The sequence below is a fragment of the Flavobacterium sp. CFBP9031 genome (assembly GCF_034044945.1).
Classification (GTDB): Bacteria; Bacteroidota; Bacteroidia; order Flavobacteriales; family Flavobacteriaceae; genus Flavobacterium.
Map to the genome: position 1 here is coordinate 279,787 of NZ_JAXCWF010000001.1, position 12,658 is coordinate 292,444.

Annotated in this window: 18 protein-coding genes; all 18 read left to right on the forward strand. The window is 32.6% G+C overall.

Going from position 1 to position 12,658, the window contains the following annotated elements:
* Positions 1-281 precede the first annotated feature (281 nt).
* On the forward strand, positions 282-1,670 hold the full coding sequence (gene lpdA, locus SOM12_RS01160; RefSeq protein ID WP_073416603.1) for a dihydrolipoyl dehydrogenase: 1,389 nt from the start codon (positions 282-284) through the stop codon (positions 1,668-1,670).
* A gap of 192 nt (positions 1,671-1,862) precedes the next feature.
* Positions 1,863-2,741: an AraC family transcriptional regulator gene (locus SOM12_RS01165; RefSeq protein WP_320492098.1), complete on the forward strand. Its 879-nt coding sequence runs from the start codon at positions 1,863-1,865 to the stop codon at positions 2,739-2,741.
* A 70-nt stretch (positions 2,742-2,811) separates the two neighbouring features.
* Positions 2,812-3,654 carry an NAD(P)H-binding protein gene (locus SOM12_RS01170; protein ID WP_320492099.1) on the forward strand — a complete coding sequence of 281 codons (843 nt, stop codon included), beginning with the start codon at positions 2,812-2,814 and terminating at the stop codon, positions 3,652-3,654.
* Positions 3,627-4,034, forward strand: coding sequence for a DUF5367 family protein (locus SOM12_RS01175; RefSeq protein ID WP_320492100.1), 408 nt, complete (start codon positions 3,627-3,629; stop codon positions 4,032-4,034). The genes SOM12_RS01170 and SOM12_RS01175 overlap by 28 nt, the downstream gene beginning before the upstream one ends.
* A gap of 126 nt (positions 4,035-4,160) precedes the next feature.
* Positions 4,161-4,925, forward strand: coding sequence for a hypothetical protein (locus SOM12_RS01180; protein ID WP_320492101.1), 765 nt, complete (start codon positions 4,161-4,163; stop codon positions 4,923-4,925).
* 263 nt (positions 4,926-5,188) lie between these two features.
* Complete coding sequence (locus SOM12_RS01185) at positions 5,189-5,938, forward strand: DUF2314 domain-containing protein (RefSeq protein WP_320492102.1); 750 nt, start codon at positions 5,189-5,191, stop codon at positions 5,936-5,938.
* Positions 5,939-6,104: 166 nt separating this feature from the next.
* Positions 6,105-6,611 (forward strand): TPM domain-containing protein, encoded by a 507-nt coding sequence (locus tag SOM12_RS01190; RefSeq protein ID WP_250836821.1) that lies wholly within the window; start codon positions 6,105-6,107, stop codon positions 6,609-6,611.
* 107 nt (positions 6,612-6,718) lie between these two features.
* Complete coding sequence (locus SOM12_RS01195; RefSeq protein ID WP_320492103.1) at positions 6,719-7,366, forward strand: suppressor of fused domain protein; 648 nt, start codon at positions 6,719-6,721, stop codon at positions 7,364-7,366.
* 10 nt (positions 7,367-7,376) lie between these two features.
* Positions 7,377-7,715 (forward strand): n-acetylglutamate synthase, encoded by a 339-nt coding sequence (locus SOM12_RS01200; protein ID WP_320492104.1) that lies wholly within the window; start codon positions 7,377-7,379, stop codon positions 7,713-7,715.
* A gap of 14 nt (positions 7,716-7,729) precedes the next feature.
* Positions 7,730-8,164, forward strand: a complete 435-nt coding sequence (locus SOM12_RS01205) for a GNAT family N-acetyltransferase (protein WP_320492105.1) — start codon at positions 7,730-7,732, stop codon at positions 8,162-8,164.
* Between the two features lie 18 nt (positions 8,165-8,182).
* Entirely contained in the window at positions 8,183-8,575 is a 393-nt protein-coding gene (locus SOM12_RS01210; protein ID WP_320492106.1) for a DUF1801 domain-containing protein, read from the forward strand.
* Between the two features lie 100 nt (positions 8,576-8,675).
* Positions 8,676-9,050 (forward strand): hypothetical protein, encoded by a 375-nt coding sequence (locus SOM12_RS01215; RefSeq protein ID WP_320492107.1) that lies wholly within the window; start codon positions 8,676-8,678, stop codon positions 9,048-9,050.
* A gap of 220 nt (positions 9,051-9,270) precedes the next feature.
* A complete protein-coding gene (locus SOM12_RS01220) occupies positions 9,271-9,951 on the forward strand; it encodes a DUF4919 domain-containing protein (RefSeq protein ID WP_095928843.1) in 681 nt (226 codons plus the stop codon).
* 136 nt (positions 9,952-10,087) lie between these two features.
* Complete coding sequence (locus SOM12_RS01225; protein ID WP_320492108.1) at positions 10,088-10,630, forward strand: DUF2975 domain-containing protein; 543 nt, start codon at positions 10,088-10,090, stop codon at positions 10,628-10,630.
* Between the two features lie 10 nt (positions 10,631-10,640).
* The gene (locus SOM12_RS01230) at positions 10,641-10,847 is read left to right on the forward strand and encodes a helix-turn-helix transcriptional regulator (protein ID WP_320492109.1); all 207 of its coding nucleotides are present in this window, start codon (positions 10,641-10,643) and stop codon (positions 10,845-10,847) included.
* Between the two features lie 79 nt (positions 10,848-10,926).
* Entirely contained in the window at positions 10,927-11,520 is a 594-nt protein-coding gene (locus SOM12_RS01235) for an NAD(P)H-dependent oxidoreductase (protein WP_320492110.1), read from the forward strand.
* 24 nt (positions 11,521-11,544) lie between these two features.
* Positions 11,545-11,985: a hypothetical protein gene (locus SOM12_RS01240; protein ID WP_095928846.1), complete on the forward strand. Its 441-nt coding sequence runs from the start codon at positions 11,545-11,547 to the stop codon at positions 11,983-11,985.
* A 105-nt stretch (positions 11,986-12,090) separates the two neighbouring features.
* A complete protein-coding gene (locus SOM12_RS01245; protein ID WP_320492111.1) occupies positions 12,091-12,576 on the forward strand; it encodes an SRPBCC domain-containing protein in 486 nt (161 codons plus the stop codon).
* Positions 12,577-12,658 lie beyond the last annotated feature (82 nt).

Consider the following 12,658-nt stretch of genomic DNA (forward strand, 5'->3'; position numbering starts at 1 on the left):
AATCTGTGGCTTATTTTTTATTTTTTTTAAGGCACTTCTCTCTAATTACTAAGAACTAATCATTAAATCTTAAAAATCACTTCATAATTCACAATTTACAATTCACAATTAGTTCGCTTTCTGTGAAAAGACCAAAATGTATGTCTTTAAAAACAAAATTTCAAGTGTTCATATAAAATAAATCCTTAAATTCGCAATCACAAATAACAAAGAAAAAATCGAAAGATGAGTTTCGGAAATACAAACTTCATTTTCGATAGTTAATACTAAAAGCAAAAAAAATGAAATACGACGTTATTGTTTTAGGAAGTGGTCCTGGAGGATATGTAACAGCGATTAGAGCTTCACAATTAGGCTTTAAAACTGCTGTAGTAGAAAAAGAAAATCTAGGTGGAGTTTGCCTTAACTGGGGATGTATCCCAACAAAAGCGCTTTTAAAATCTGCTCAAGTTTTTGATTACCTTAAACACGCTTCTGACTACGGATTGAAAGTTTCTGAATTTGATAAAGATTTCCCTGCAGTTATTCAACGTAGCCGTGGTGTAGCTGAAGGAATGAGCAAAGGTGTTCAATTCTTAATGAAAAAGAACAAAATTGACGTTATCGAAGGTTTTGGAAAATTAAAACCAGGAAAAAAACTTGACGTTACTGATAAAGACAATAAAGTTACAGAATACAGCGCTGATCACATTATCATCGCAACTGGTGCTCGTTCTCGTGAGTTGCCAAACTTACCTCAAGATGGTGTAAAAGTAATTGGATACCGTCAGGCAATGACACTGCCAACCCAACCAAAATCTATGATCATTGTTGGTTCTGGAGCAATTGGAGTTGAGTTCGCTCACTTCTACAACTCAATGGGAACAGATGTTACTATCGTAGAATTTATGCCAAACGTAGTTCCTGTAGAAGACGAAGATATCTCAAAACAATTTGAGCGTTCTTTGAAAAAATCAGGAATTAAAGTAATGACTAACTCTTCTGTTGAGCGCATTGACACAACAGGTGCAGGAGTTAAAGCTTTTGTTAAAACGGCAAAAGGAGAAGAAGTTCTAGAAGCTGACATCGTACTTTCTGCAGTTGGAATCAAAACAAACATTGAAAACATCGGATTAGAAGAAGTTGGAATTGCTGTTGATAGAGATAAAATCTTAGTAAACGCTTACAACGAAACTAACATTCCAGGATACTACGCAATTGGAGACGTTACTCCAGGTCAAGCTTTAGCTCACGTAGCTTCTGCTGAAGGAATTAACTGTGTAGAAAAAATTAAAGGTTTACACGTAGACCCAATCGATTACGGAAACGTTCCTGGTTGTACTTACGCAACTCCAGAAATCGCTTCTGTAGGTTTAACAGAAAAACAAGCAAAAGAAAAAGGTTACGAATTAAAAATTGGTAAATTCCCATTCTCCGCTTCTGGAAAAGCAAAAGCTGCTGGAAATGCTGACGGATTCGTAAAAGTAATCTTCGATGCTAAATACGGAGAATGGTTAGGATGCCACATGATTGGTGCTGGTGTTACAGATATGATTGCTGAAGCAGTTGTAGCTCGTAAACTAGAAACTACAGGTCACGAAATCCTTAAATCTATCCACCCTCACCCAACAATGAGCGAGGCTGTTATGGAAGCTGTAGCTGATGCTTACGGCGAAGTAATTCACTTGTAAAAATATACCGTTTTACGGTTATATATAATTCTCAATTTAATAAATCCGATTTGTGAAAACAGATCGGATTTTTTTGTTTAATACGCTCTATAAGATAAAAACACTTAAAGCAAAGTCAGTTTTGTATATTTGATTAGATTTAAGCATTTAAAAATTTTCTAATTGACTAATTTTCTAATTGACTAATTAAAAATGACCACCGATATCATAGAAGTAAATAATTTCATTGTCCTCATCGAACAATCCAATTCTGACAAAGAATTTGTGCAACAATGCGAGATTGATGGTGATGCAGTAGGTTTTGCTTTTTATGGTTCTGGAAATGTAGAATTGGAAATTAAACACAACGATCAAACAAAATATCTAACAAACACAACTGGCTTAGCAATTTCTTTCTTTGGAAATCAAAAAGTTTCTTTTTCGCATAAAATTGCTCCCGAAAAACCTTTACAATCTATCAGCATTTTTGCGAAGCTGAAAACCCTGCAGACATTACCAAAAGAAGAAAGAGAAATCTTTGAAAAACAACTGCCTGAATTAGTAAATCCATCGGCACATTTTGTAAAAGGCCCAACGCTTTTTATGACACTCGAAATGCAATTGGCCGTTCAAAAAATATTCAATACCACGTATTCTGGCAATACAAGATTATTATTTTTAAAAAGTCAGGTGAATGAATTACTGGCGCATTATTTTGCACTGCTTTCTACAGAAAAGAAAACAGATTTAAGCGAAAAAGACAAAGAAAAACTTTTTCAGGCAAAAGATATCGTTAGCACAAACTATTCAAAACCACCTACTATTACAGAATTATCTAAACTAATTGGTTTGAACAGCAGTAAACTCAAAAAGAACTTTAAAGAACTTTTTGGAATTCCAGTTTACAAATACATTCACGAAGAAAGGCTCAACAAAGCTTACGAATTACTTTGCAACAGCGAAAAAACAGTACAAGAAACTGCATGGGAAGTGGGTTACGAAAGCTTAAGTTCATTCTCTAACGCTTTTCAGAAAAAATTTGGATCAAGACCAAACGAAGTCAAAAAACAATTCTTTTCAAACAAATCTTAATTCCTTTCAGACAAATCTTTTCATGTTGATGTGTGCAACTTTGTATCATCATTAATTAAAATCATTAATCATGAAAACAAAGAAAATTTTAGTACTGGGAGGCAATGGAAAAACGGGTCGCAGAGTTGCAGCATTATTAGAAACACAAAAAGACGTAGAAGTGAGAATTGGTTCGCGATCTGCCACAATTCCTTTTGATTGGGAAAAACCAGAAACATGGTTAAATGCCCTGCAAGACATTGATACTGTTTACATCACATTTCAACCCGATCTAGCAGTACCAACGGCACCAGAAATCATTCAGAAGTTTACAACTCTTGCTACACAAAATGGAGTAGAAAAAATGGTTCTTCTTTCTGGAAGAGGCGAAAGAGAAGCGCAAGTTTGTGAAGAAATTGTAAAAGAAACATCCAAAAATTGGACGATCGTAAGAGCATCTTGGTTCAATCAGAATTTTAGCGAAAGTATTTTTTTAGAACCTGTTTCAGCTGGATTTGTAGCACTCCCAAAAGCCGATGTTCTCGAGCCTTTTACTGATGCGGATGATATTGCAGCAGTAGTAACAGAAGCACTTTTAAACGAAAAACATAATGGCAAGACTTATGAATTAACTGGTCCTCGCCTGCTTAATTTTGAACAGGCTGTTTCTGAAATAGCAAAAATTACAAAGAGAGAAATTATTTTCCAAGCAGTAGAACTTGAGGATTATGTGAAGACGCTTCGGGAATATCAGGTTCCTGAAGACGAAATCTGGCTTGTAAATTATTTATTTACAGAAGTACTGGACGGACGAAATTCTAGCATTACAAATGATATTGAAAAAGTTTTAGGCCGAAAAGCAATAGATTTTACCGAATATGTTTTAAAAACATCAAAAACTGGAATTTGGAACAAAGTAAACCAGCTGTCATGAATTATCGGAGAGCAGTTTTATCGGGTATAATACTCTGGAGTTGTATAGCTTTAACCTTTTTTATTCTAGCACACATACCTATTGTAAAAGATTCTTTAAACATACAAACAGCACTAATCTGCATTTTAATTGTCTTCTACGCTATTTTTGGAGCTTCGTTTTATTACAAAAAAGGAACTTCGACATCAGGAATTCCAATTGGATTCATAATGTCTTTAACTGCTATTTTATTAGATGTTTTAATCTTTGTTCCATTTGTAGAAATTCCAAAAGGACATAGTTATCAGGATTTTTTCAGTAATCCTTTACTGTGGATTCTTGCCGTTTTAAATGTTGTAACGGTTTATTTTTATTGGAAAAAGAGATTTGAAAGTAAATAAAACATAAACTTATTTTAGATAATCCGATTTGTAAAAACAAGTCGGATTTATTTATGATAACACTTCATTTTTTGTAATCCTTTTTCTATAATTTTGTGTTTTTAGAATTGAATAAAAAATAGTAATATGAGTTATAGTCCAATAATACACACGATAAATAATAGAAACATTTTTATTGTTTTAATACAATTTATAAAAACTTGGTATGAAATAGACCTTCTCCAAACCGAAGAAATTAATTTTGGAGATCGACTCGGAATTAATATTTCTGAAAATATCAATAAGGTTCTTAATCTTTTTAGTGATTTAAATAATTCTATAATTTATGGTAATAAAAAATACATCCATTCTGCCTTCGATTATATTTTTACAAATCAGCGATTAATTATTTCGTACAACAAAAAAGATGATTTTCTATTACTATTACAAGAAGGACAGCAAGACTTTTTTTATGGCATCAAAAAAATTGATTTATTAAAAGAAAATCCAACCATTTATAGGTTCATCATAAATTCAAAAACACAGGAAATAACTTATTATGAAGATTTGTGTTTAAGCAATTTTTTAATAAAACATATTTGTACAAATTGCTCCAAAATAAAAACTAAATCGTATATGTATTTATTTCCAAAAAATCATGATGCAATAAAGAATAAGATAGCTGAATTGATAAATTATTTTAATTTTAAAACATCATTTGATAAAATTACAATATTAGAAAAAAATGATGCAATTGCTTTTATAGACTATACTGAACATGATTACAGTTCTGAATTTTATTCATTAACTATAAACAAATGGGAAGAAAAGCAAAAAGATATTACCGAAAAAATAGTCGAAATATTTGAATGGAAAGGTTGGAGCGATAATACTAATCGATTTAAACTTTAAATTATAAATCCGATTTGTAAAAACAGGTCGGATTTATTTATTTCAACATATTTAAAGTTTGTCTATTTTGTCATTTCGACTGAAAGGAGAAATCGTACAAGAAACTCCGTAAAGTATATCCCAATCTTTGTCGATTAACTAGTGTGATTTCTCGTTCCTCGAAATGACAAAACTTCGTCTTAAAATTCCAAAATAATTAAATATCATTTTCCTTAAAGTCATAAAAAGATTACTTTTATAAATCATTATAAATATCCTTTTTTATGGAAGAAACAAAAATATTCTACGCCGACGGAGAAAATCCAAAAATGATCGAAGCTTATAAAAGAGCACAAGAAACCTTTAAATATTTCTGGAGAGAATTATCTTGGGAATACAGAAGAATAGTTCCAGGATTGGATGTTGCTTGTGTAAAATTGGCTTTCACTCAAGATATAGACGACGAAACTATCGTAGAACATATGTGGATTAACGACGTAAACTTTGACGGCGAAATGATATACGGGATTTTAGTAAATGATCCCAATGATCTAACCAATGTTAATAATGGAGACGAGATTGCAATTCCGATCAATCAAATCAGTGATTGGTTATTTGCAAGCCAAGGAAAAACATACGGGGCTTTTACGATACACGCCATGCGCTCAGAAATGGACGAAGACGAAAGAAAAGACCATGACGATGCTTGGGGCTTAGAGTTTGGAGATTACAATGATATTCTGGTTGTTACAAATCAGAAAGAAAAACCAGAAAACTTGATAGAGCATCCAATGAGTATCAATATGAAAGAAAGTCTAATCGAATTCTTAAAAAACAATCCAGAAGAAATAGAAGCGCAAGACGATTTAGGCTACACTTTTTTGCATCGTGAAGCTATTGCTGGAAATCAAACTTCTGTAGAACTCATTTTAAAAGCTGGCGCAAATGCAAAGGCAAAAACCAATAGCGGAAAAACAGCTTTAGATTTTGCCAAAGAACTCAAATGGGATCATCTAATACCTTTATTTCAATAAAAAATTTCAAAATCCGATTTACCAAAAGTAGATCGGATTTTTATTTGATAAACTGCTTCTCAAAAAAGAATATTTTTTCATTTTAAAATCAAAACTGATCATTTTTTCATCTGTTTACAATAAAGAATGTGCTACTTTTGCAGCACCAAATCTAACATGCCATAGAATGAAAAAATTATTCTTTACGCTTATACTGTTATCTTCAGTTTTATCTGCCCAAACCAAAACCGACACCGATTTTGCTTCCCGTTTAAAAAGCACTTTTTCTCAATCTACAGACTGTGTAAACGACTTCGAAAAAGTATTAAAACCAGCAGAACTTCAATCGTTAAACACTACCCTTAACGCTTTCGAAAAAAAACACCTTTACAAAATTGTAGTCATAACAACTCCTTCTGTTGAACCTTTTAAATCTTTTGACGAATTTGCAGTAGATCTTGACAAATTTTTATCAAAAGACCCGCGATTAGATCCAACTCTTCTAATTGTTGTGAGTAAAACATTAAGGCAAATTCAGGTCTTAAGCGTCGATTTTATAAAATACAAGTTAAATGCTGAAGACACACAAAACATAATCAGCACCTACTCTATTCCCGAACTTAAAAAAGGAAACTATTTTAAAGCTTTGGAACAGGCTTCAAATGAATTCATGAAAAAATTGCAACAGCAATAAATACATCAAAATCCGATTTGCGAAATCAAATCGGATTTTTTTTTAATGTGTCGAAACTAATAGTTAGAAAAAGACTTATTTTAGTGTAAAAATAAGTTTTACTAGAAATGGAATTAGAACAATACAAAAAAGAATTTACCGAAGATGACGCTGTTGGCTGGTTAGAAATTGATAAAGAATTTGAACGCCTTTATCCGAATCAGGAACCCAAACATTTTGCTCCAGCAATTAGTTATATGCTTGGCGGAGAACATCCGCTTGATGGTGTAAGCTATTACGAAAGCAAAAATCAAGAAGATCATTACCATTTTATTACTTACGGTTTTTCTGAATTGTATTATAATGAAGAAAAAGCAGATGGAGAATTTAGCAAATGGGGATTTGAACTTACTTTTAGATTAAAACCTTATGAAGCCGATAGCGGAAATCCGAGCTGGGCTGTGGCTTTGCTCCAAAATATAGCTAAATATGTATTTGACAGTGGAAATTGGTTTGAAGAGTTTCATTACATGCCAGCAAACGGACCAATTCGTCTGGACACTGAAACCGATATTACGGCATTAATTTTTGTGAATGATCTGGAAGTTCCTAAAAAACAAACGCCACACGGCGAAGTTTCATTTTTACAAATCGTCGGCATAACTTCTGCTGAATATGAAAACATTAAAGAAAATCCAGAAAGGGTGGAAGAATTAGTAAATAAGCTAAAAGAAAATAATCCTTTACTAATTACCGATTTGAATCGAAAAGATTAAACTATCAAAAATGATTAATTACAATAACAAAATCTTCAAACCTGTAAGCAACAGCGAAAACGGAGAAACCTCTAGTGAAACTGCATTTCATTATATACAGGAAGGAAACATTTTAACTTCTGAATATTCTGGAGGAAAAATCGTTAAAGGTCATTTAATTGGTTTGGTTGACGGCGCGGGAAATATCGAAATGAGATATCATCAAGTGAATGAAAAAGGCGAATTAATGACTGGTTTCTGCACTTCTAAACCTGAAATTTTAGCAAGCGGAAAAATTAGGCTTCAAGAAACGTGGCAATGGACTTCTGGAGATTTATCTAAAGGAAATTCTATACTTGAAGAACAATAAATGCAATTTCTAAAATGACGATCATAAGAGAATCAAGAGATAGCGATTTACCTCATTTAAGAGAATTATTCTTAAACGAAAGACGGCGCACATTTACAGAACAAGATCTGTCAGAATTTGAATTAGACGATTTTGACAAGCAAACACAAGGCGAATATATTTTAGCGGCTCTTGTAAACAATATTCCGGTCGGATTTATTTCGATCTGGATGCCTAACAATTTCATTCATCATCTTTACGTTGATGTTAAACATCAAGGAAAAAATCTTGGTACAGAATTATTAAAAGCAGCCATCTTAAAAACCTCATTTCCAATTACCCTAAAATGCCTTACAAGCAACATTAAAGCAGTTGAATTTTATGGAAAAAAGGGATTTGTAGAAAAATCGAGAGGAAATTCGAGCAACGGAACTTATATTTTATTTGAGTTGACCAAAGAAGTAAAATAACCCTAAAATGCTGAAGACATGAGCCAGATTCAAGATTACAACAATTCTCAGACAGCAGAAAACAAAGAAATCTGCGATCTTCTTTTGGCGATTATAAATGAAAATCTTTCTGATGCCGAAAGCAAAATCTGGCATGCGCATCCTGTTTGGTTCCTAGACGGAAATCCGGTTGTGGGTTATAGCAAATTAAAAGATTCAGTTCGATTGCTTTTCTGGAGCGGACAATCTTTTGACGAAGAAAAACTTCAAAACGAAGGTTCGTTTAAAGCTGCCGAAATGCGCTACACAAATAGCAATCAAATAAACGAACAAGACTTAAAACGCTGGCTAGAAAAAAGCAGAGAAATTCAATGGGATTATAAAAACATTGTCAAACGAAAAGGCGAACTGCTTCGAATAAAGCCACTTTAAAAAAATCAATTATCTAATTTTCAATATTTTATCTTTAATTTTACTACTGACATACTGTTGTCACAAAGGCATTTTACCTTTATAAAATAAAACTAAAAAAATGGAAACTAAAGATGGAAAATTAGCCGTTTATGCCCAAAATAGACAAGATTGGCGCAATTGGCTTGAGACAAATAGCCAGACAGAAAAATCGGTTTGGTTAATCTTATATCATAAAAAAAGTCAGACAGAAAGCGTAAATTTAATCGAAGCAACCGAAGAAGCACTTTGTTTTGGTTGGATTGACAGTCTCTGCAAAAAACGCGATGCCGAAAGCTATTATCTTACCTTCTCACACCGAAATCCGAAAACCAGCAAATGGAGCAAACCCAATATTGAAAGAGCCGAACGTATGATTCAGCAAAATTTAATGACAGAACGCGGTCAGAAAGCAATCGATATTGCAAAAGAAAAAGGAAAATGGATTACCGAATAATGTAGAAAATAAAATTCTTACTTACTAGGGCGTGTCCCTCCGGGTCAGGCTGTCCGCTATATTCCCGATTAACAAAAACTACGGCTAAAAAGCCTTGTTTTTCTAAATCGGGAGATGCCGCTCTCATCCTTCACGCATCTGGCATCCATAAGAACACTTTTGTTCTTATATAATTTGTACATTAGTAAGATCAGAACTACAACCAAAAACACACCACATCATGCTAAAACAAATTTTTATCCTTCTTATTTTTTGCTTCGGAATTCAAGTGCATTCACAAGAAATTGGTTTTACAACTCCAGATTATAAATCCATCGAAAAAGAAATCAACGACAAAAATTCAAAATTTTTCTATCCTAAATTAATGGAAAGACTCACGAAAAATGATACGCTTTTATCGTATGACGAATACCGCCATTTGTATTTAGGCTATGTTTTTCAACCCAAATACAATGCCTTTTGGAAATCGCCAGACGAGGAACAGCTTCGCAAATATTATGACAAAGAAGAACTCGAAGCTTCAGATTACGATGAAATAATCAAATTGTCCAATCATACCTTAAGCGAATTCCCATTTGACTTAAAACAGCTCAATTTCCTTACTTACGTTTATCACTTAAAAGGAGACGAAGCATCTGCAAAAATTGCTTCTTTTAGATTTCACAGCATTATGAATGTCATACTTTCTTCTGGCGACGGAAAAAAATGCGAAACTGGTTTTCATGTCATAATGGTCGAACACGAATACATTTTGCTCAATCTTTTTGAAATTGAATCTAAAGGACAATCGCTCGTTGATAATTGCGATTATCTGAGCTTCGAGAAAGGCGTTTATAATGTAGACGGTATTTATTTTAACATCGAAAAAATGCTTGAAAACGAAAAGAAAATGCTTCGCTAACATAATTTTAAAAACAGAATACCACAGCTTCAGCAAATTTTAATGTTGAAGCTTTTTTTTTGATAAAAACTATTTATTTATTGTTTATCAATAAATTTTTATTATTTTAGCAGCATAACTTATAATCTTGAATAGCATGGAAATTAAAATTGGAACACCGCAGATTCTAAAAATCCTGAATATCTTATCATGGATTATTTTTATTGGCTTATGTGTAGAAGCTGGTATGTATCTTTTTAACGGAATTTATACTATGACGATAAACTCCTATAATGCTCGTTTTCTTCATTTGCTTGACTTATATAATTACAGTCCTAGTTTTTATATTCAAGAAATATGTTTTATCAGCATTGTGGCCATCTTAAAAGCCATTATGTTTTATCTGATTGTAAAAATGTTGCATGAGAAAAAACTAAACATCGAACAGCCTTTTACTGCCGAAATGGGGCGTTTTATATCTTATCTTTCTTATCTCGCTTTCGGAATTGGTTTGTTTTCCTTCTGGGCCTTCAAATTCAACAATTGGTTAATTATTAAAGGCGTAAAACTTCCTTCTTTGGAATCACTTAATCTTGAAGGCCACAGCATTTGGATATTTATGGCCATTGTAATGTTTGTGGTAGGACAGATTTTTAAAAGAGGAATCGAAATTCAATCTGAAATTGACTTAACTATTTAAACAAAAAATTATGCCCATTATAGTAAATTTAGACGTCATGTTGGCAAAGCGAAAAATGTCATTAAACGAACTTTCAGAAAAAGTAGATTTAACCTTGTCTAATCTTTCCATTCTAAAAACTGGCAAAGCAAAAGCAATTCGTTTCAGTACGCTAGAAGCTATCTGTAAAGTTCTTGATTGCCAGCCCGGCGATATTTTAGAATTTTCTGAAGAATAATTTCATTTCGATTTAATTTGTATTTTCGTGTAAATCAGATTGAAATTTCAAAACAATTATAAATCTAAAAAATCTGAAAATGAACATTCTAATTGTTTACGCACATCCGAGCAAAAAATCGTACACTTTTCAAGTTTTAGAAAGATTGAAACTAGTCTTGAATACTGAAAAATGGAATGTAGAAATCTCCGATTTATATGCGTCTAATTTTGTGGGTGATATGTCTGAGGAAGAATACGAACGAGAAGGTTTTGCCAAAACAGAACTTCCTATTTCTACAGATGTTTTAGCAGAACAAGAAAAAATAGAAAAAGCAGACTGCATTATTTTTCTGTACCCTGTTTGGTGGAGCGATTGTCCTGCAAAATTAAAAGGTTGGTTTGATCGTGTTTACTCTGTTGGATATGCGTACGGACAAAGCGAAACGGCTAGAAAAATGAAAACCATTCCGTACGGTCTTGTACTTTGCACAGCGGGTCATCCGAATGAATTCTTGCATGAAATTGAAATTGCACAAAGCATGGAAAAAATTATGCTGGAAGACCGACTTGGAAAACGTTTTACGCATAAAGAAATGATTATTCTAGGCGGAACATTGGAGCTAGAAAATGTTATGTCAATACATTTTGAGCTTTTAAATAAAATTCCTCAAAAAATTAAAGCAATACTATAAACCTTAAATTTTACTTTATAAAAAATGGAACTAGAAAATAATGCAGAAAAATCAGTTTTTGAAGAAATCCCAACAGAAAAAATATACTCAGAAAAAGCCATAAGAATAGGAACATTTTTTGCTGGTCCATTAGTTGCTGGGTATTGCATTTCAGAAAATTTTAAAGTTTTTAATGACTTTGAAAAAGCCAAAAACACTTGGATTATAACCATCATATCCATGATTGCAATTATTCCGCTTATTTTTATTATTCCAGATAATTTTCCTAGTTTCCTTTTTCCGTTACTTTATTTAACGGTCTCTTCTTATTTTTTGAAAAAATTCCAAGAACAGAATATTCAAAAACATATTCAAAATGGAGGTGAAACTTTTGGAGGATGGAGAGTCACTTTGATTGGTTTGTTAAGCATCATTGTTTTTTTCGGAATCATAATTAGTGTAGTCTTATTAACCGAAAATGCTTAATAATTTTTCTTGTCTGAAACACCCCTTAAGATTGTCTTTTAAACACCTTAACCAATTGATTTTTAGATTGTAAATTTACTTTACTAATTTAAAAGTCAATTGATTATGAATACTCAAGATTTTACCACAACAATACTTGTCAGTCAATCGCCAGAAGAAGTTTTTAAAGCCATACAAAACGTTCGCGGCTGGTGGTCTGAAGAAATTGAAGGAAAAACAGCCAACCAAGGAGACGAATTTAAATACCATTATGAAGACGTTCACCGTTGTAAAATAAAACTGATTGAAGTAATTCCGAATCAGAAAATCGTTTGGCTTATTGAAGAAAACTATTTCAGCTTCACCCAAGACGATACAGAATGGACCAATACTACTGCTGTTTTTGATATTTCGAAAGAAAATGACAAAACGAAACTCAATTTTACACATGTGGGGTTAGTGCCAGAATATGAATGTTTTGAAGTTTGCAAAGCAGGATGGACCAATTACATTGAGAATAGTTTGAAAAAACTAATTGAAACAAGAAAAGGTCTGCCAAATGCTACAGGAAAACCCCAAATTGAAACCGAAAGAAAATTATCCGAAAAATAAAACCACATTTCATACTATTATTTTAGACTACGTCAATCATAGATTTGGCTAAATCTATTTTGCTAATGCTTCGCAACTTTGT